This is a genomic window from Lactobacillus sp. UMNPBX19 (genome assembly GCF_002553805.1).
Taxonomy (GTDB): Bacteria; Bacillota; Bacilli; order Lactobacillales; family Lactobacillaceae; genus Lactobacillus.
Map to the genome: position 1 here is coordinate 1 of NZ_PCYR01000010.1, position 19,050 is coordinate 19,050.

Annotated in this window: 20 protein-coding genes and 1 pseudogene; 14 read left to right on the forward strand and 7 right to left on the reverse strand. The window is 35.0% G+C overall.

Annotated elements, in window-relative coordinates:
• From CP370_RS04230 to pepC, 4 genes and pseudogenes are all read right to left on the reverse strand, one after another.
• Positions 1-839: pseudogene (locus CP370_RS04230) on the reverse strand (IS110 family transposase); the annotation flags it as partial.
• Positions 840-1,091: 252 nt separating this feature from the next.
• Positions 1,092-1,388, reverse strand: a complete 297-nt coding sequence (locus tag CP370_RS10185) for a hypothetical protein (protein ID WP_250638270.1) — start codon at positions 1,386-1,388, stop codon at positions 1,092-1,094.
• Between the two features lie 50 nt (positions 1,389-1,438).
• Positions 1,439-1,651, reverse strand: a complete 213-nt coding sequence (locus CP370_RS10190; protein WP_087713267.1) for a low temperature requirement protein A — start codon at positions 1,649-1,651, stop codon at positions 1,439-1,441.
• A gap of 159 nt (positions 1,652-1,810) precedes the next feature.
• Positions 1,811-3,160: an aminopeptidase C gene (gene pepC / locus CP370_RS04240; RefSeq protein ID WP_087713266.1), complete on the reverse strand. Its 1,350-nt coding sequence runs from the start codon at positions 3,158-3,160 to the stop codon at positions 1,811-1,813.
• Between the two features lie 197 nt (positions 3,161-3,357).
• Here pepC and CP370_RS10195 point away from each other — a divergent pair, with 197 nt between their 5' ends.
• From CP370_RS10195 to CP370_RS04290, 11 genes are all read left to right on the forward strand, one after another.
• Positions 3,358-3,909 (forward strand): LCP family protein, encoded by a 552-nt coding sequence (locus CP370_RS10195; RefSeq protein WP_250638269.1) that lies wholly within the window; start codon positions 3,358-3,360, stop codon positions 3,907-3,909.
• Between the two features lie 29 nt (positions 3,910-3,938).
• Complete coding sequence (locus CP370_RS10200) at positions 3,939-4,391, forward strand: LCP family protein (RefSeq protein ID WP_250638312.1); 453 nt, start codon at positions 3,939-3,941, stop codon at positions 4,389-4,391.
• Between the two features lie 118 nt (positions 4,392-4,509).
• Positions 4,510-5,061, forward strand: coding sequence for a dUTP diphosphatase (locus CP370_RS04250; RefSeq protein WP_087713265.1), 552 nt, complete (start codon positions 4,510-4,512; stop codon positions 5,059-5,061).
• Positions 5,061-6,440 (forward strand): DNA repair protein RadA, encoded by a 1,380-nt coding sequence (gene radA / locus CP370_RS04255; RefSeq protein WP_012845675.1) that lies wholly within the window; start codon positions 5,061-5,063, stop codon positions 6,438-6,440. The genes CP370_RS04250 and radA overlap by 1 nt, the downstream gene beginning before the upstream one ends.
• 81 nt (positions 6,441-6,521) lie before the next feature.
• Complete coding sequence (gene gltX / locus CP370_RS04260) at positions 6,522-8,021, forward strand: glutamate--tRNA ligase (RefSeq protein ID WP_004895777.1); 1,500 nt, start codon at positions 6,522-6,524, stop codon at positions 8,019-8,021.
• 89 nt (positions 8,022-8,110) lie between these two features.
• On the forward strand, positions 8,111-9,523 hold the full coding sequence (cysS, locus tag CP370_RS04265) for a cysteine--tRNA ligase (RefSeq protein ID WP_087713264.1): 1,413 nt from the start codon (positions 8,111-8,113) through the stop codon (positions 9,521-9,523).
• Complete coding sequence (locus CP370_RS04270; protein ID WP_087713263.1) at positions 9,516-9,959, forward strand: Mini-ribonuclease 3; 444 nt, start codon at positions 9,516-9,518, stop codon at positions 9,957-9,959. The genes cysS and CP370_RS04270 overlap by 8 nt, the downstream gene beginning before the upstream one ends.
• The gene (gene rlmB, locus CP370_RS04275; RefSeq protein WP_004895769.1) at positions 9,946-10,701 is read left to right on the forward strand and encodes a 23S rRNA (guanosine(2251)-2'-O)-methyltransferase RlmB; all 756 of its coding nucleotides are present in this window, start codon (positions 9,946-9,948) and stop codon (positions 10,699-10,701) included. Before CP370_RS04270 ends, rlmB begins: the two co-directional genes overlap by 14 nt.
• Before the next feature lie 214 nt (positions 10,702-10,915).
• Positions 10,916-11,473 (forward strand): sigma-70 family RNA polymerase sigma factor, encoded by a 558-nt coding sequence (locus tag CP370_RS04280; RefSeq protein ID WP_087713262.1) that lies wholly within the window; start codon positions 10,916-10,918, stop codon positions 11,471-11,473.
• Between the two features lie 67 nt (positions 11,474-11,540).
• Complete coding sequence (locus tag CP370_RS04285) at positions 11,541-11,759, forward strand: hypothetical protein (protein ID WP_003649422.1); 219 nt, start codon at positions 11,541-11,543, stop codon at positions 11,757-11,759.
• Positions 11,760-11,880: 121 nt separating this feature from the next.
• A complete protein-coding gene (locus tag CP370_RS04290) occupies positions 11,881-13,389 on the forward strand; it encodes a gluconokinase (RefSeq protein WP_087713261.1) in 1,509 nt (502 codons plus the stop codon).
• Positions 13,390-13,454: 65 nt separating this feature from the next.
• On the opposite strand, the gene CP370_RS04295 is transcribed toward CP370_RS04290, so the two are convergent.
• The 3 genes from CP370_RS04295 to CP370_RS04305 all read right to left on the reverse strand — a co-directional run bounded on the left by CP370_RS04295 (position 13,455) and on the right by CP370_RS04305 (position 17,712).
• Complete coding sequence (locus tag CP370_RS04295; protein WP_087713260.1) at positions 13,455-15,215, reverse strand: 1-deoxy-D-xylulose-5-phosphate synthase; 1,761 nt, start codon at positions 15,213-15,215, stop codon at positions 13,455-13,457.
• Between the two features lie 99 nt (positions 15,216-15,314).
• Positions 15,315-16,562 (reverse strand): MFS transporter, encoded by a 1,248-nt coding sequence (locus tag CP370_RS04300; RefSeq protein WP_087713259.1) that lies wholly within the window; start codon positions 16,560-16,562, stop codon positions 15,315-15,317.
• A 97-nt stretch (positions 16,563-16,659) separates the two neighbouring features.
• Positions 16,660-17,712: a polyprenyl synthetase family protein gene (locus CP370_RS04305; RefSeq protein WP_087713258.1), complete on the reverse strand. Its 1,053-nt coding sequence runs from the start codon at positions 17,710-17,712 to the stop codon at positions 16,660-16,662.
• A gap of 330 nt (positions 17,713-18,042) precedes the next feature.
• On the opposite strand from CP370_RS04305, the gene rpmG reads away from it, so the two are divergent.
• The 3 genes from rpmG to nusG all read left to right on the forward strand — a co-directional run bounded on the left by rpmG (position 18,043) and on the right by nusG (position 19,015).
• Entirely contained in the window at positions 18,043-18,192 is a 150-nt protein-coding gene (gene rpmG, locus CP370_RS04310) for a 50S ribosomal protein L33 (protein WP_087713257.1), read from the forward strand.
• 6 nt (positions 18,193-18,198) lie between these two features.
• Complete coding sequence (gene secE / locus CP370_RS04315) at positions 18,199-18,369, forward strand: preprotein translocase subunit SecE (RefSeq protein ID WP_004895754.1); 171 nt, start codon at positions 18,199-18,201, stop codon at positions 18,367-18,369.
• 94 nt (positions 18,370-18,463) lie between these two features.
• Positions 18,464-19,015, forward strand: a complete 552-nt coding sequence (nusG, locus tag CP370_RS04320; protein ID WP_004895753.1) for a transcription termination/antitermination protein NusG — start codon at positions 18,464-18,466, stop codon at positions 19,013-19,015.
• Positions 19,016-19,050 lie beyond the last annotated feature (35 nt).

Consider the following 19,050-nt stretch of genomic DNA (forward strand, 5'->3'; position numbering starts at 1 on the left):
AAACTCTGACTGCAGTGGTCTGTGCAAAGCCTGGAATGCTTTCTAGGTTTTCTAAGTCATGATTAGGCAAAGTTTTGGCGAGTTTAACCATTTTTGTAATTATACGTTGACGTTGATTGCTTAGATTAAGCAGTCTTCGGGCATAATATTGTGCTTGCTGGACTTCTATGTCAGAGCAAGAAACAACTGGATAAGCTAAATGAGCTAATTCAATTAGTTTATCTGTTGTCCTTTGTGCATGATTAAAAGCGATGCCTTTCAATTTCATCAACCAGTTAATAATTTGCTTTTTATCATCTTTTCTTACTAAATCACAATGAGGATAACGAGCAACTATTTGCCAATAATTCTTACCTCTAGCAATAGAAAATAAGTTTTCAATTTCGGGAAAGGTTGATTGTAGAGCTTGGTGAAGTCGATTTTTAGCTATTACCAAGTCACTTGTCAGCTGGTCATAGAAGCGGCTCAAAGCATTAAGCTGCTTATAAGTTTGGGATTCGCTTTGATTAACCGGATGGCGATAAAGTCTTTGAATTAAAGCTAAATGATAAGCATCAGTTTTATCGGTCTTGTTGTTTCATCTCTTTTTTGGCTTTAAGCGGATTAAGAACAATATATTCATAGCCGTAGTCTTCAAGAAAGGCCTGAAGTCTGCGTGAATAAACACCGGTAGCTTCAAAAATAATTTGTGGATGTTTAGAAAAAGCAGCCAGCTCATGAAGTAATTGAATAAAACCAGGACGATCATTGGTAATAGTAAGTTCATTTTTACTTTCACCAATTAGTTCGCAAACAGTAGAATTCGACTTGCTTACATCAATTCCAAAAGTAACTTGCATAATATAACCCCCTAAGCTCAAGTAGTAAAACGTATTTACTTAAGAAATCAGATCTAATTTTCTAAACTCGACATCTAAGTGTCCACATTCTTCGAAGAGACTCCTGAAAACTCAAGCGAAACTGCCAGTTTATTATGCGACATCAAGTGTCTAAAGCCCCGATGACATATAGTTTTACTACTACTTAAATTCTACAAGAGAATAAAAATAGTGAATCAATTATCCCGTCGGATAACTAATTCACTATTTAGCTTAGAATGTTTTCTTAGTATATTTACCAGTAAAACTCGGCAGGATCCAGCTAATAATGATTCCTAAAAAAGCGACTAGTCGACCCAGGCTTGTGTTAGAAAGACCACCAACTAATAAGGCAAGAGTTCTAAAGATTAAAATGCTGCAAAATGCTTTAGCAATATTCTTATCGTTTGAATTAGACGATTTAAAGAAAACAATTAGATACTGAAGAAAGAGGGTAAAAGATAGTAAACTAGCAGCCAGGAAGAAAGTAGTTAAATCTTTTGAACTAGTATTGCTAAAAGAGTTGGACATATATAGCAAAATCATCATATCAATAAAGTAAAAAGTAATATCTGTCCACTTTATGATCCATAGCGGTTAGTAAAAACGGATTGAACCATCCAAGAATTAATGAAGACAATCACGATAACTGCAAAGATCAAAAATGAAACAGGCGAAATAGTTCCGTGCTGTAAATGATGAATCAAACTGGTTGCTTGCGAGATCATATAAGTAAACACAAGATCATAAAATAATTCAATCATTGAAACACGTTTTGTTAATATGTTAGGCATTGTATGAGATCCTTTTTTACTTAATAACTGCTATTATTAAAAAGTAAGAGAAAAAGCTGTAGTGAAAGAAATTAATTTTATATTTTTAGATATGAAAGATAGATAAAATAAAAAATCATTCAGTTTGCTTTATGTTGCATTCCGAATGATTTTTTATTTCTAATAATTATTAGCTAAAGCACCCATTGGATCCCAAGGAAGTAATTGAATTGGATCTTTACTGCCTTCTTCAAAGGTCTCCTTCAATTCATCACTAAGGTATTTCTTGTTGATAACTGCTTGGTAAACAAACTTATCGAACCAGCTGTCACTCATTACAAAGTAACCTTTAAATCCAGGCTTTTCACCCCAAGAATTTTCAATCTTCCACTTAGTTGGCTTGCCATCGACTAAATCAACACCTGTAATAACCATTGCGTGGTCCATCATGCTTTCGCCTGAATCAAGCATGTCGGCTTTAGACATGTCAAAGTCAACGTCAAATAAGTCGTCACGCTTGTATAATTCAGTATCAAGTAAGCCGGCTTGACGTTCGGAGTCTTTAACAACGTTTGATCCAAACCAAACAACTTCACCGTTTTTAAGTTGAGTGATAATCAAATCTTTCATTTCATCAATTGGTAAGTTCAAGTGACGTACTTGACGGCCACCTTCCACATTTCCTAAGTATTCAACAGAAAATACTTTATGGAAAGGCTTGTCTTTAGTCGGTGCATTAATTGTGGAAATGTACTCACTTAAGTCCCAACCAACATACTTTTTAAAGAAGTCTTGTGGACTTAGGGCAGCATCTCTATGGTAGTTACCATCATCATCTTTGTATTCAAAGTCAAAAGTTTTAGGTGGAACACCAAGAGAAATAGCTAAAATACGGTAAACTTCTTTAAGCATTTCGTTTTTGCGTTCTTGAACTTCTTCTTCACTCTTTCCATCTTGAACCATCTTACGTAATTCAAGACCATCTTTTCTAAGAAGTGTATTTAAAGTATCATTTAAAGCACTTGAATTAGTTGCATTAGCAGTTTCTGGGTAAACTTTCTTTGGAACAATACCATATTTTTCAATTATTCCGCAAAGCATATCCCATTGACCACCGTCTTGTTGTGGGGTTGCAAATAGGAAAGCAACTTTACGATCGCCTAAGTCTTTATCAGCAGTAGCAATCACATTTTCAAAGAACCAGTTTGACTTTTCAAATTTGTCCCAGAAGTTAGTGTAATTTTGAGATAATTCAAAGTCCTTAATTTTGAAGTTCTTTTGAATTGAATGACGCATTGTGTTTAAAGCACTGAACATCCAGCAGCGACCAGATTGTTTTTGGTTAGCAACTTTGCCAGTATCAATTTCAATTGAAAAAGTTGGGTCTAAGTCAATCTTAGTTTGTAGATTTTGACTAGCTTTAAAAATACCATTTTCTTGAGCAGCACGAGCCGCAACTTTGTTAGCTTTACTTGAGTTAAAGTCATTTTCGAAATTATTAATAAGATCGTTTGTGATTTCTTTGCTCATAAGATCCTCCTTAATTAAAAAAAACTTAATTATATTTTAGCTTAAAATAAAGAGTTATGTCTAGTCACGGTATTTAAAATTTAAATATGATATAAATAATTTTTTGATTAGCCTAAAGCTTTATTAAAAAAATAGATAAAAGAGATAATAATATGCTTCTTTTTGTTATTCTGATCACGGAATTTGGAGGAAAAAATATGAAACTCAAGAAAAAATATTTATTTTTCTCAATAGTTGGGATCTTAATAGTAGCGATTTTAGGAATTTTTGGTTATGAATACCAAAAAATTCAATCGACGGCTAATACTATTTCTACTAATCATTCTTTAGCCAGTCGTCAGCAATTAAAACAAGGGAAGCCATTTTCAATCTTGGTATTAGGTACTGATGTGGGAGCCTTAGGACGAGGAACTAGTTATGCTGGAAATACAGATACCTTGGAATTAATTACTGTTAATCCTAAAAAGCAAACTTTAACTACAACTGCTATTCCTCGAGATACATTAGTAAGGGTTGAAACTAAAAATAAGGTAGAATATACCAAAATTAATGCAGCCTATGCTTTAGGCGGACCTAGAGAAATAAAAAAGCAGGTTCATGAATTACTAGATGTTCCTGTTGATTATTATGCCTTGGTTAATATGGGTGGATTAGAAAAGACTGTAGACGCTGTTGGCGGCGTTACTGTTAATAATCCTTTTGCTTTTAAGTATGAAGGACATACTATCCTAAGGGAAAACAGTATTTAAATGGCAACGAGGTTTTAGGCTACAGTAGAATGAGATATGATGATCCTGATAATGACTACAGCCGTCAAAAACGAGGCCAGCAGGTTCTGCTTAGTGCTCTGACAAAAGTTAATAAATCAAAAAATATTATACAAATGAATTCTTTACTCGACACGGCCAAAGATAATGTTCGGACTGATTTACCTTTAGATGATTTAATGACTCTATATAAGAACTATCATGGGGCATTATCCAATACTCAGAGTGATCATTTACAAGGGAAAAATGCGACAATTGATAATTTTAGTTTTCAAATAGCTCCAAATCGGGAAATGCAGCGTTTGTCAGATAATACCCGTCAAGCACTAGGATTAACAAAGGTTAAAGTTAATAATATTCAAACCAAAATGAATGATATGCAAACTAACTGGAATGGCTATAATAATGTAAATTATGTTTTACCAAATGACGCTCAAGTTTATATTCCAGTTAATAAAGTATGATAAAAAATAAAGCACTTATTGGCCCAAAAAATAAGTGTTTTTTTCGTATATATAAGTAAGACAAGTATAATAAATTAACGTAAAATATAGGTCTAAGCGAATGTAAGAGAGGATAAAAATGAAAAAACGTGGTTTTGAAATAGTATCTAAATACCGTAATGCAGGCCTACACCTGCCTCAACGCCAAACAATTGCGAGTGCAGGCTATGACTTTGAATGTGCACAAGATATAGTTTTGCCATCAATTTGGTGTATGAACTTTGTTCGAATTTTTAGACTAATTAGAAATGGTCATGAATTGAATGAACACGATTTAGAATTAGCTGAAAAAGTATTAAAACCTTTTTTAGTACCCACTGGAATTAAGGCATACATGCCAGAGGATGAAGTTCTAATTTTAGCTAACCGCTCTTCTAATACTTATAAGCGAAACGTTACTTTGCCAAATGGGATCGGTATAATTGACAGTGACTACTATAATAATGAAAAAAACGAAGGTGAAATTTACTTTCAATTAATTAATTACGGCGTTCGTCCGCTAAAGATCAAAAAGGGTGAACGAATTGGACAAGGAATTTTTATGCCTTACTTAAAAGCAGATAATGATGATCCAGTTCAAAGACAGCGTCTTGGAGGATTTGGTTCGTCTGGAACAAGGAATGATGACTAATGGCAAAAGTTAAAACTCGTTATAAGTGTCGTAATTGTGGATATATTTCTGCTTCCTATCTTGGGAGATGTCCCAATTGTGGTGCTTGGAATCAATTTGAAGAAGAGACACAGGAAATTAAAAAAGTATCAGCTAAGGCAACTGCAAGCCGGTTGATAACTAAAATTGGAAATAATGATCCAGTAAAGTTAACTGAAGTAAAAGCTGAGAAAGAAAAAAGAATTGTGACTCCTTTTGAAGAATTAAATCGAGTTTTAGGAGGAGGGATTGTTCCAGGATCTTTAGTTTTAATTGGAGGAGATCCAGGAATTGGAAAATCAACCTTAATGCTTCAAATTACTGGTGCTTTAGCTAAAGAATATAGCGTCTTATATGTTTCAGGAGAAGAGTCTGCGAGTCAAATAAAGATGCGAGCAGATCGACTAGGAGTAAGCGATAGCGGAATTTTGCTTTATCCAGAAACAAATATGCAAAATATTCGTGACCAGATTGATGAAATTAAGCCAGATTTTTTGGTAATTGACTCTATTCAAACAATGAACGAACCTTCACTTGATTCAATGGTTGGATCTGCTTCTCAAGTACGTGAAGTAACAAGTGAATTAATGAAAATTGCTAAAAATGAACAAATAACTACTTTTGTTATTGGGCATGTAACTAAAGAAGGAGCAATTGCTGGTCCCAAGATTATGGAACATATGGTTGATACCGTCCTTTACTTTGAAGGGGATGGGCACCACTCATATCGAATTTTAAGATCAGTCAAGAATCGTTTTGGCGCAGCTAATGAAATTGGAATGTTTGAGATGAAAAATGAAGGGTTAGCAGAAGTAAGTAATCCTTCAGCTATTTTCTTAGACGAACGCTTACCTAATTCGACTGGATCTTCAGTTGTCGTTTCACTTGAAGGAACGCGGCCGCTTCTTGCGGATATCCAAGCTTTAGTAACCCCAACAGCATTCGGATATGCAAAAAGAACAACTTCAGGATTAGATTTTAATCGAGTAGCACTTTTATTGGCAGTTTTAGAAAAAAGAGGCAACTTAATGCTTCAAAATCAAGATGCTTTTCTAACTGCAACTGGTGGGATTAAATTAAATGAACCAGCAATTGATCTTGCAATTTGTATGGCGGTTGCTTCAAGTTACAAAAATAAAGAAATTTCTTCGACTGATTGCTTTGTAGGTGAAGTTGGCTTAACTGGTGAAATTAGAAGAGTTAATCAAATTGAAGCTAGAGTTAAAGAGGCTGCAAAAGTAGGCTTTAAGAGGATTTTTATCCCTAAAAACAACTTAAACCAGGACCTTAAGAATAACTCTGAGATCGAAGTAATTGGAGTAGCAAGTTTACCACAAGCTTTAAAACTTGTTTTTAACTAGCAGAGAGATTGAACTTTTGCTCGTTAAAAGTTACACTTAAATGGATGAATTTTAATAAATTTTGAAAGAGGCGCTTTAATTTTGGCAAAACAAAAAATCCGCGTTCGTTACGCACCAAGTCCAACAGGTCACTTGCACATTGGTAACGCACGTACTGCATTATTTAACTATCTATTTGCACGTCACAATAAAGGGACAATGGTCTTAAGAATTGAAGATACGGACCAAAAACGTAACGTTGAAGGTGGTTCTAAGTCCCAAATGGAAAACTTGCACTGGTTAGGTATTGACTGGGATGAAGGTCCTGATAAGGGTGGCGACTTTGGCCCTTACCGCCAATCAGAGCGTAAAGACATTTACAATAAATATATTCAACAATTAATTGATGAAGGTAAAGCTTACTATTCATACAAGACTGAGGAAGAACTTGAAGCACAACGTGAAGAACAACGTGCAATGGGAATTGCTCCTCACTACACTTATGAATATGAAGGCATGACCGCTGATGAAATTAAAGAAGCTCAAGCAGCTGCAGAAGCAAAAGGCTTAAAGCCAGTTGTTCGTATCCACATTCCTGAAAATAGAACTTATGCTTGGGAAGATATGGTTAAGGGTAAGGTATCATTTGAATCAGATACTATCGGTGGTGACTTCGTTATTCAAAAACGTGATGGTATGCCAACCTACAACTTCGCCGTTGTAATTGATGACCACTTAATGGAAATTACTCACGTTCTTAGAGGGGATGACCACGTAGCTAACACTCCTAAGCAATTAGTTGTTTATGAAGCACTTGGCTGGGAACCACCTAAGTTTGGTCACATGACTTTGATCATTAACTCTGAAACTGGTAAAAAACTTTCTAAGCGTGATGAATCAGTTCTTCAATTTATTGAACAATACCGTGACCTTGGTTACTTACCAGACGCAATGTTCAACTTTATTACCTTACTTGGCTGGTCTCCTGTTGGTGAAAGTGAAATTTTCTCACAAAGAGAATTAATTAAGTCATTTGATCCTAAGCGTTTATCTAAGTCACCAGCTGCCTTTGACCAAAAGAAACTTGAATGGATTAACAACCAATACGTTAAGAAGGCAGACCGTGATCTTTTATTAGATCTTGCTTTGAATAACTTACAAGAAGCAGGTTTAGTTGATAAAGAAATTTCACCAGAAAAGATGGAATGGGTTCGTCAATTAGTAAATATTTACGCTGTACAAATGTCTTATACTAAGCAAATTGTAGATATTGCTAAGATCTTCTTTGAAGAAGCTCCAGAATTATCTGATGCAGAAATTGAAGAAATCAAGAAAGACGATGCTCGTCCTGTAATTGAAGAATTCAAGAAGCAACTAAATGCTGTTCCTCGCTTTACTGCTGTACAAGCTATGAACGCAATTCAAGCTACTCGTCGTGAAACTGGCGTAAAGGGTAGAAAATTATTTATGCCAATTAGAATTGCTGCTACTCGTTCAATGGTTGGACCTGGTATTGGTGAAGCTATTGAGTTAATGGGTAAGGAAAAAGTTAACAAGCACATTGATTTAACTTTAAAGCAATTAAGTGATTTAGGTCTTTAATTATTTAATACAGTTAAAGCTACGTGAAAGCGTAGCTTTTTTTGTTAGAATAGTTATGAAAGAATGTCTTAAATGAAAGAGGGATGATCATGAAGGTCTTTAATACTTTAACTCGAAAAAAAGAAGAGTTTAAGCCATTAGTAGCTGGAAAAGTAAGCATGTACGTTTGTGGACCAACTGTTTATAATTATATTCATATTGGAAATGCCCGCAGTGTGATTGCGTTTGATACAATTCGTCGATATTTTGAGTATCGAGGCTATGATGTGAATTATGTTTCTAACTTCACCGATGTTGACGATAAGATGATTAATGAGGCCCGTAAAGAACATACAACTGTCGAAAAGCTTGCTGAGCGCTACATTAAGGCTTTTATGGAAGATACCGAAGCATTAAATATTGAGCCAGCTACTCTTCATCCACGCGCAACTCATGAAATTAAAGAAATTATCGACTTTGTTCAAGATTTAATTGATAAAGGCTTTGCTTATGAAGTTGATGGGGATGTATATTACCGCGCTAGAAAATTCCCTAACTATGGTCAACTAAGCGATCAAAATATTGCTGAACTTGAAGAAGGTGCTTCTGAGCATATTAATGAAGAAGAACAAAGTAAGAAAGAAGATCCAATTGACTTTGCCTTATGGAAGGCTCAAAAAGAAGAGGATGAAATTGCTTGGGATTCGCCATGGGGAAAGGGGCGTCCAGGCTGGCATATTGAATGTTCAGTAATGTCAACTAAGTACTTAGGCGATACTATTGATATTCATGGTGGTGGCCAAGATTTGGAATTTCCGCACCATGAAAATGAGATTGCTCAAAGTGAAGCTAAGACCGGTAAAAAATTTGTTAATTACTGGATGCACAATGGTTTTGTGACAGTAGGTAAGAAACAAGAAAAAATGTCAAAATCACTCCATAACTTTGTGACTGTGCATGATATTCTAAAGCAAATTGATCCACAAGTTTTACGTTTTTACATGTCTAGTGTTCAATATCGTCGTCCAATTAACTATTCTGAAGATGGCTTAAAACAAGCTGAAACTATTCTTAAACGCTACCAAAATACTTTGCGTAATCTTGATGCTAGACTAAATGATGAAAATGAGACGCTTGAAGATAATGGCTTAAGAGATGATTTAACACAAGCAAAAGCTGAATTTATTGAGGCCATGGATGATGATTTTAATGTTCAAAATGCTTTGAGTATTATGTACGATTTGGCTACAACTTTAAATAATCACTTGCAAAAAGATCAAGTGGATAAGCCAGCTTTAAAGCGTGCTAAAAAATTATTGATTGCTTGGCTCGAAATTTTTGGAGTTAGCTTTAAGGAAGAGCAAGCTGAAAATGATGATGAAATTGAAAAATTAATTGCTCAACGCGATGAAGCACGTAAAAATAAGGATTGGGCTGAAAGTGACCGCTTAAGAGATGAGTTACAGGCTAAAGGCATTGTAATTGAAGATACTCCACGAGGAACGAGGTGGCACCGTGCTTAAGCCGAAGATTTTAACAGAAAAAAATACTAATCCAGATGGGTTAGGTCCTCTTACTTTAGCTTATTTAGGGGATGGAGTATATGAGGTTTATATCAGACGTCACTTGGTTAAGGGCGGAATTGTAAAACCACAAATGCTTCAACGATATGCAACACATTATGTTTCCGCCAAAGCTCAAGCAGCATTAATTACTAAAATGCAAGACTTAGAAATGCTAGATAAAGATGAATTAGCAGCCTTTAAGAGAGGAAGAAATGCTAAAAGTCATACGCATGCAAAAAATACTTCAATTAACACTTATAAGCTCTCAACTGGATTTGAAGCGATGTTTGGATACTTAGATTTATTAGGTAAAAAAGAACGTGTTGATGAACTTGCAAAATGGTGCATTGACCAAGTAGAACAAGGAGGACTAGATAATTATGAGTTCAAATAATGATGAATTTGTATATGGACGTCATGCTGGCATTGATTTTTTAAAAACACAGGATGCTAACTTAATTAATAAAGTATTTTTACAAAATGGCGTTCAGGAAGAATTTGCTAATCAAGTTTATCAATTAGCACGTAAAAAAAATCTAGTTGTTCAAAATGCACCTAAAAATAAGTTGGATCAAATGGTTAACCATGAAAATCACCAAGGCTTGGTCTTAACTGTAGCTCCATTTGAATATGCTGATTTAGATGAGCTCTTAGATAAGTTTGACCAAGAAGGAAAAGAACCATTTATCTTAATGCTTGATTCAATTGAAGATCCCCATAACCTAGGTTCGATCTTAAGAACTTGTGATGCGACAGGCGTGGATGCAGTCATTATTCCAAAAAGAAGAGCAAGTGGTTTAACTTCCGTTGTTGCCAAAACTTCAACGGGTGCAATTGATTATGTGCCAGTAGCTCGAGTTAATAACTTAGTTCAAACTACTAAGATGCTGAAAAAGCGTGGTTACTGGATTTTTGGTACTGCCATGGAAGGTGAAGATTATCGTAAGTGGAATGCCAAAGGAAAGACAGTGCTTGTGATTGGTAATGAAGGTAAGGGAATTTCTCCATTATTGTTAAAGCAAATGGATCAAACTTTAACCATTCCAATGGTTGGACATGTTCAATCATTAAATGCTAGTGTTGCAACTGGTGTTTTGCTTTACGGAATGTTCAATAGTCGTCATCCTGAAAAATAATTAAAGATTAGAAAAAATTGTCATTTAGTTTTAGAAAGAGCTAAGTGACATTTTTTTTATTGCTTATAGTTATAAAAACGAACACATAATAAAGTCTTGATCATTAATAAAGTACAGTTGCTCTATACCTGTGATTAATAAACATTCGTTCCCTTAGAATGAGATTTTTTCTTTTTTATTCTTATTACCAAATAGAAAAGGAGGAATTTCCGGAATGGAAAGATTGAATGAAGTTTATTTGATTCGACGTGTAAAAGAAGAGCAAGATATGGAAGCTTTGCATGAACTAGTAGAGCGGTATCGGCCTTTAATCAATGGAGCAAAACTAAATTTTTTCATTCGCAATTTTGATCATGATGACTGGGAACAAGAAGCATTAATCATGTGTTATCAAAGTTGCTGTACCTACGATGAGAAACGAGCAAATAGTTTTGGGGCGTATTATCGGACAAAATTTTATAATCATCTCCGATCACTCTTAAGGTATGAATTAGCACAGAAAAGAACGTCTTTTACTAAAGCTATTTCCTATGACAATGTGGTGCATAAAAATTTGATTAAAGAAGAAGTTGAAGAGATGCACATCACACCTAGAAAGGAAATGTATCAAAAATTTATTAACAAGTTGTCAGAAAAAGAGGTAATTGCTCTCAAAATTTTTCTGGGAGAATTAACGATTGAAGAAGCGAGTAAGAAGACAAATTATAGTCGTTATCAATTACTACAAGCAAAGGCTCGGTGTAAGGCAAAAATGCGGAAAGAATTATTTTAAATTCGCATAGAACGAATAAAAAGACTATAATAAGTTTTGTAGAATTTATTTAGGAGGTAATTTTAAGATGGCAGATGAAGTTATTAAGACAGAATTGTTAGACCGTCACATGAAGGAAGTTTTTGATTGGAGCGATTCTGACATGCCTGTTAGAGACGCACTTTGGGACTACTTTATGGAAAAGAATGGTAGAGATACCATGAAGACGGAAAGTGACATGCTTCCGTTCTTGAAAGACTCTGACGATAAGATCGAAGCCTTCGTCAACGAAAATCTTAAGAAGTAACATCACCTAAAAATAATAATTCTACGCACAGTGGTCACGCATTGTTTGACCACCAAAGAACAATCTCTAGGGATTGTTCTTTTTTTGTGAGAAAATATATTTTAAAAGAAAGGGGCGGCTTATGGACTATATAATTGGGATAGATATCGGAACAACAGCAAGTAAGGGTGTATTATATCAAGAAAATGGCAAGAAGATTGAAGAAATGTCACTTCCTTATCCTTTAATTCAAGAAAAAGTAGATCAAGCGGAAGAAGATCCACAAGTAATATTTGATGCTGTTCAAAAGATTATTTTCGACTTAAGTAAAAGAGTGTCAGGAAAAATTAAAGCAATTTCTTGGTCGAGTCAAATGCATAGTTTAATTGGACTTGGAAAAGATGATCAAGCATTAACTAACAGTATTACTTGGGCGGATAATCGAAGTAGCCAGCTTGTGGCTCAAGCAAAAGAAAATGGTCTTGCGCAAGATATTTATCAGCAGACAGGGATGCCGCCCCATCCAATGGCTCCTGTATATAAATTACTGTGGATTAAAGAAAAAAATCCTAAACTTTTTGCACAGGTGCAAAAGTGGATTGGAATTAAAGAATATATTATTTGGCGTTTAACTGGCAAGATAGTTACCGATACAACGATGGCAGCTGGAACTGGCTTGCTTAACTTGCACACTTTAACTTGGGATAGGAAATTACTTGATAAAATTGAACTAGATCGAGAAAAATTGCCCGGCTTAGCTAAACCAGAATATGTGGTTGGAAAAGTAGAAGCAGAATATGTACAAAAATTGGGTTTAAATTCTGAAACAAAAATTATTTTAGGAGCTAGTGATGGATATTTATCAACAATTGGTGTTGGTGTTTTAGATAAAAAATACTTTGCACTAAATGTTGGTACATCAGGGGCTGTAAGAGCAATTGCACCTAAAGCAATAGTTGACTCAAAAAATCGCTTCTTTTGTTATCCAGTCGATAAAAGTCATTATCTTCTTGGTGGCCCAGTAAATAATGGGGGAATCGTCTTTGAGTGGGCTAGAAAAACAATTTTTGGGCCCGATCAGACTGCAGAAGATTTTATTAATGTTGCTGAAACTGTTCCTGCAGGCAGTAATGGCTTAATTTTTCATCCCTACTTAGGGGGAGAACGAGCACCAATTTGGAATGCTCAAGCTCGCGGATCTTTTATTGGATTAAGTCGAAACCACACTAAACCGCAAATGGCGCGGAGTGTTTTAGAAGGTATTGTCTTTAATCTTTTAGGTGCAGCTAGAGGATTGCGCGAAAAAATAGGGGAACCAGAAGCATTAAGAGTCACTGGCGGCTTTGTAAGAAGTGATTTTGTAAGACAGTTAATTGCTGATATTTTTAATTTACCAGTAGTGGTAATTAAAAATGATCAAAGTGGAACTTTAGCAGCCATGTTTCTAGCGCAATTAGGCTTGAATGAAGAGAATAGCTTAGACAAAATAGTGAAAGAAATAGATGACAGTAAAGTATATTTTCCAAATCAAAAAAATGTGCAGGTCTACCAGAATATAATTCCGATATATCGAGAAGTAGAACATGATTTAGACCAAAGCTATGACAAAATAGCTCAATTTCAGAAAAAATATCCTAAATTATTTGAATAATAAAAAGGTAAATTGTATCAAATTAGTACAATTTACCTTTTTTCTAATATAAATATGAATTTGACTTATTTTAGGATTTCTAAAATGTCACTAACAATTTGATCAGGCATTAAATGATCACGCTTGTAGATGGATTCTTTTGGTTCATTATCAGTGTATTCTCTTTTAGCACCATAATTCTTAACCATCATCTTAGTTGGACCATAGTAGCTAGCAACCTTTTGACCAAAACCACCATCAATACTGTTGTCTTCTAGAGTAACAACTAATTCATGGTCGTTTTGAAGTTTATCTAATGCGTCATAATCAAGGTGAGCAGCAGATTTTGGATTGATCAAAGTGGCATTAATGTTTTCTGTCTTTAATAAATCAACTACCTTTTCACCTAATTGATAAAAGTCACCTAAACCAATGATGGCAACCTTAGAACCGGGCTTTACATCATACTTAATAGTTGAATAGTCTTCATCCACTGGCTCACCTTCAGGAATTGGATTTACTGGAGATTTAATTGCTACGGGATGCTTTCTTTGCTTAACTGCCCATTCAAGCATTGATTTTAATTCATTCAAGGTGGTAGGAGCTAAGTATTCCCAGTTTGGCCAATTTGCGACCATGGCGTTGTCAAAAATACCTAAGTGGGTCTTAGAAGTGCCAGTAATTCCGCCGCCAGCTACCACCATTACGACTGGTAGATCGTTAGCTGCTACATCGTGAGAAAGCTGATCATAAGCCCGTTGTAAGAAAGTAGAGTTTTCAAATAAGACTGGGATAATTCCTTCTTTAACAGCCCCTGCAGCAAAGGCAACAGATTCTTGTTCAGCAATTCCTACATCCTTATAATTATTAGGATACTTATTCTTAATCTCGCCTAAGCCAAAGACGCCAGGAATAGCAGCATTGATGGCTAAGATGTTTTCTTGATTTTCAATATGTTTCTTTAAGAAATCCAAAACTACAGTAGTTGGATTAGGAGTCTTTGGAGCTGGTACAGTTGTCTTGTCCGTCTTAAGATCAAAAGGCAATACCCAGTGGTGACTAGCTTCATTTTCAATAGCTGGCTCATATCCCTTACCCTTAAGGGTATTGATATGTAAAACAATTGGGTGGTCAATATCTTTAATTGATTTGAAGGCATCAATCATTGCTTTAATATCATTTCCCTGACCAACATATTTATAATCTAGTCCCATTGCAGTAAATGGATTATCAGCTGTTTGACCATTTGATTCACGTAATTTCTTCAGAGCAGTTACAACACCGCCGACATTATCATCAATCGACATTTGATTGTCATTTACTACAATAATTAGATTATGCTTTTCATCAGCTGCATTATTAAAGCCTTCAAAGGCTAAGCCACCAGTTAAAGAACCATCCCCAATAAGAGCCGTAATATTTTCATGTTCTCCGAGCATATCACGTGCTCTGGCCATTCCAGTTGCTAAAGCAACTGAAGTTGAAGTATGACCAACAGCAAAGTAGTCATATGGACTTTCCTCAGGATTAGAATAAGGAGTTACCTCTTCGTACTTATCAGGATCAAGCCAACCATAAGCACGTCCAGTTAACATCTTGTGTGGATAAGTTTGGTGAGAAACGTCCCAAACAATCTTGTCTTTAGGTGCAGCAAAAACATAGTGGTAGGCAATTGTAGCTTCGACAATTCCTAGATCTGGTCCTAAGTGGCCACCTTTAGCAGCATCTTTTTCTAGGATCAAGGTTCTAATTTCACTAGCTAATTGTTCTAGTTCTTTTAGATCTAATTTTTTAAGATCTTTTGGACTTTTAATCTTGTTTAATAAAAATTCTGGATGTTTGTTCATACTTTTTCACCCCAACATTAATAAAAAAAGCTTACTCATTTATTGTAAGTCAATGAGTAAGCTTTTACTAATATTAAGTTAGCATAGATAACTATAAGTTTAATCTATACTTTCTTCTAATGGTTGAGATGCATTTTGCTTTTTGAGAGTAAGGAACAAAGCAACAAAACTGAGCCCAAAAGCAGTTGCGTTGATTGCCCAACCGAAGTTATAAGAACCAGTAGTATCAAATAAAAGACCGTTCAAGTAAACAGATGCAGACATTGCAAATGCACCAGTCATATTAATTACTGAAAGAATTGTACTGTAGTCCTTAGCTCCGAATTCTTCTCGAATAAGGTAAGGAAGAGCAACTAAACACACACCTTGACCCAAACCTAAAATAAAGGCAGAGGCAATAAGTGGAAGACTAGTCTTAAAGAAAATTTCGCCGCTCCAGCCTAACAAGCCAAATAGAGAATAAATAAATAAAGTAGCTCGTGTATTAAAACGATCAAGCATAAAACCGATAGAAATCTTACCAGCCGCTGCTCCAAGCATTACCCCAGAAACTACTGATGCACCAATTGTTAATGGGAGGCCTTGGCTGGTGATATGACCTGAAATATGTTGCACAGATCCAGAAACAAATTGCAGTGCAAGCATTGCAAATGCTAAAGCATAAAAGACAGGGGTCTTAAGAGCTGCCTTAAGGGTAATGCCACTAGTTTCAAGAACTTTTTCTGGTATATTTTTCACTTTGCCATATGCTTGGTGTTTTTGGTTAGGTTTTTCTCTTAGGAAGAATGCTGAAGGAACTAAAATTCCGAGAATCAGTAATCCTTCGCAGATGAAGCCACCTCTCCATCCAAAGTTGGTAATGATGTTACCAATAATTGGGTTAAAGATGGTACCACCAAAGGCTGAAACTCCAAGGGAAATTCCCATCACAGTTCCTAATTTTTCATTGAACCAATTTCCTAATAGGACAGGGATGGATAAAGTAATAGCAATTGGTTGGCAAATTCCAATGATGATCCAAGCAATGTAAAAATGAGTTAAACTTTGAGCTGCTGATAAGCTAAGCATGGAAACTCCAATTACAGCAAAACAGAAAGTTAAAAGCCAACGCAAGTTAAGCTTGGTCATAATTTTACCTGCAAACAGCAAGGTAATTGCGGCAGCAGCATTTTGCAAGGTTGTCATTAAGGCAACGCTTGCTCGACCAACATGGAAGCTTTTACTAATTGGTTCAAAGAATAAACCAATAGTATTAACAATTAATCCAAATCCTACTAAAGAAATTAAACAGGAGGCAATAAAAACCCACCAGGCAAAAAAATGCGAATTTTCTTTTTTCTTATTCACTTCTTTTCCTACTTTCTAGAATTATAATCCAAAAAAAGATTATAGCGAATTAGTAAAAAATAAGGAAAGAAAAGAGAATGTCTTAACATTCTCTTAATTAATAGCTTCTCTTTAATAAAATATTTGTCAGCTCTTCAAGTTGCTGGCGAGTTTTGTTGTCTGGCCAATGCTTTTGCAAGTTGTGTAAAGCTTTATCAGTGAATTTATCAGCTAACTTTTGTGCTCGTTTTACCCCGCCAAGGTCATTAACCATTTTTTCTATCTCTTGTAGTTGTTCCTTAGTCAAATCTTTTCCTAATTTAACTAACTCATGTAAGCGGCCTGTAGAGTCGTTTTGTAAGGCGAAAATTAAGGGGCCAGAGTAGATACCATCTTTAACATCTAATAAGACCGGCTTTTTAAAAGTAGAACTAGTAGTTGTATAGTCTAAAATATCATCTCTTAGTTGAAAAGCTTGGCCCAAGTATTCACCAAACTTTTTAGCTTTTAGAGCCCTAGTTACTTTAAGACCACTCTCATAAGCGCCAATAAAACAAGCTAGGCCAAATAAGACTCCAGTTTTACCCTTAATTTGGTCTAAGTATTCCTTTTCAGAAATATTAATGTTATAGGCATTGTTATACTGTTCAGTTTCACCAACTAGGATATTTTGCATGGTTTTTCCATCTGCAATAACACTGTGCAAGCTTTGAGCATTTTCACTTAAAAGAGTGAGTGATAAAGCAAATAAATAGTCGCCAGCGTAAACTGCGATATGCTTGCCATATTTTGTTTGAATTGAGGGTCTTCCATGGCGCATGCTCGATTCATCGATAATATCATCGTGAATTAAAGTAGCATTATGGAGTGTCTCAATTGAGGTTGCTATTTTTTGTAGTTCTTCGCGTTTTTGGTTAGCGTTTGGCCCAAAAGAGCCAAAGAGCATTACACAAGCAGGACGTAGCATTTTCCCAGGGGAAGCAAAAGTATCTTTTAAGGCGTCTCCTAGTAGACCCGGAACAGTATTTACATGTTTTAAAATAATACGATTGATGGCAATCATATCTTTTTGAGTTTCTGGAAAATTATCCCAAAAAGTGAAATTGCTCTTGTTATTGTTCCTTTTTTCGGGAAGTAAATTTTGTAGTGGATGAGTTGAATTTTCTGCCATGATAAATATTTAATTAAAAGGAAAAAGTTGCTCCTTTTAATTAATAAATCCTCCCAATCAGTTGAATATCAGCATAAGAGCAGTTAAAATTAAACGGAAATAAAGTTAATGAAGTAAAATTGTTATTTTTTATTTCATTTTCAATTTTGAAGATAGCTTTATTTTTAATTAAAAAAGATCTTATAAGTATAATTCTACACTATCTATTAATATTATTTAAAAGGAGATATAATTTTTTGATGAGTAAATTAGATTCTTCTTTACTTTATTGATAGGAATTGCTAAAATAACATTTTTTTGCTAAGATAAATGCAGTTTAGGAGTGGTTTTATGGCAGTAAAGAAAGCAGCTCTTGCATGTACTGTATGTGGTTCTCGCAATTATTCTATTGCAGCAAGCAAGAATAGAACGCAAAGACTTGGACTTAAGAAGTTTTGCAAGCATTGCGGAAAGCAAACTTTGCACAAGGAAACGAGGTAGGTAGCAATGTTTAAGTTTATTAAGAGTGTTAACCAAACTATGGCAAAAGTATCATGGCCTACATGGAAACAAAATAGACGTGATACAGGTGTTGTAATCATCAGCTCAATTTTGTTTGGTGCTTACCTTGGCTTGCTAGATTTATTATTTAGCTACTTAACGCAAATGTTCTTATAAAAACAGTATATGTGTTATAATTAAATCAGTTAAAAAACCTCCCTCGGAGGTTTTTTTATTTGCATAAAGGTATTATTTTAAGGAGTTTAGAAACATGGTTGAAACCAGCGAAAAGAAATGGTACGTTTTACACACTTATTCTGGCTACGAAGAAAAGGTTAAGAAAGATTTACTTTCAAGAGCCCAATCAATGGGTATGCAAAATTATATCTTTCGAGTAATTGTTCCTGAAGAACAAAAGACTGAAACTGTTCGTGGTAAGAAGCAAGAAGTAGATGAAAAGGTATTTCCAGGTTACGTTTTAGTAGAAATGGTAATGACTGATGAAAGTTGGTATGTTGTCAGAAACACGCCAAACGTTACTGGATTTGTTGGCAGTCACGGTGGTGGATCAAAGCCATCGCCTTTATACGATGACGAAATTGAAAGAATTCTTGCTTCTCAAGGCCAACCAGCTAAAGAACCTAAAGCTGACTATGAAGTTGGTGAAACCGTAACTATTATTGATGGTGCATTTAGTGGCATGAGTGGTAAGATTACTGAAATTAATCCAGAAAAAGATAAACTTTATGTTTCTATTGATATGTTCGGCAGAGAAACAAATGCTGAACTTGACTATAACCAAGTAAAAGAATTTGACCAATAATAAAATTTAATTAGCTATTGTCAATTTAATAAATT

Bases quoted from the DNA above. Each gene is read 5' to 3' on its own strand.
- secE (WP_004895754.1), top strand. From the start codon at position 18,199: ATGTTTAAGTTTATTAAGAGTGTTAACCAAACTATGGCAAAAGTATCA.
- CP370_RS04295 (WP_087713260.1), bottom strand. From the start codon at position 15,215: ATGAACAAACATCCAGAATTTTTATTAAACAAGATTAAAAGTCCAAAA.
- cysS (WP_087713264.1), top strand. From the start codon at position 8,111: ATGAAGGTCTTTAATACTTTAACTCGAAAAAAAGAAGAGTTTAAGCCA.
- CP370_RS10200 (WP_250638312.1), top strand. From the start codon at position 3,939: ATGAGATATGATGATCCTGATAATGACTACAGCCGTCAAAAACGAGGC.
- rpmG (WP_087713257.1), top strand. From the start codon at position 18,043: ATGGCAGTAAAGAAAGCAGCTCTTGCATGTACTGTATGTGGTTCTCGC.
- radA (WP_012845675.1), top strand. From the start codon at position 5,061: ATGGCAAAAGTTAAAACTCGTTATAAGTGTCGTAATTGTGGATATATT.
- CP370_RS04250 (WP_087713265.1), top strand. From the start codon at position 4,510: ATGAAAAAACGTGGTTTTGAAATAGTATCTAAATACCGTAATGCAGGC.
- CP370_RS04290 (WP_087713261.1), top strand. From the start codon at position 11,881: ATGGACTATATAATTGGGATAGATATCGGAACAACAGCAAGTAAGGGT.
- rlmB (WP_004895769.1), top strand. From the start codon at position 9,946: ATGAGTTCAAATAATGATGAATTTGTATATGGACGTCATGCTGGCATT.
- CP370_RS10195 (WP_250638269.1), top strand. From the start codon at position 3,358: ATGAAACTCAAGAAAAAATATTTATTTTTCTCAATAGTTGGGATCTTA.
- CP370_RS04305 (WP_087713258.1), bottom strand. From the start codon at position 17,712: ATGGCAGAAAATTCAACTCATCCACTACAAAATTTACTTCCCGAAAAA.
- nusG (WP_004895753.1), top strand. From the start codon at position 18,464: ATGGTTGAAACCAGCGAAAAGAAATGGTACGTTTTACACACTTATTCT.
- CP370_RS04285 (WP_003649422.1), top strand. From the start codon at position 11,541: ATGGCAGATGAAGTTATTAAGACAGAATTGTTAGACCGTCACATGAAG.
- pepC (WP_087713266.1), bottom strand. From the start codon at position 3,160: ATGAGCAAAGAAATCACAAACGATCTTATTAATAATTTCGAAAATGAC.
- CP370_RS04280 (WP_087713262.1), top strand. From the start codon at position 10,916: ATGGAAAGATTGAATGAAGTTTATTTGATTCGACGTGTAAAAGAAGAG.
- CP370_RS10190 (WP_087713267.1), bottom strand. From the start codon at position 1,651: ATGCCTAACATATTAACAAAACGTGTTTCAATGATTGAATTATTTTAT.
- CP370_RS10185 (WP_250638270.1), bottom strand. From the start codon at position 1,388: ATGTCCAACTCTTTTAGCAATACTAGTTCAAAAGATTTAACTACTTTC.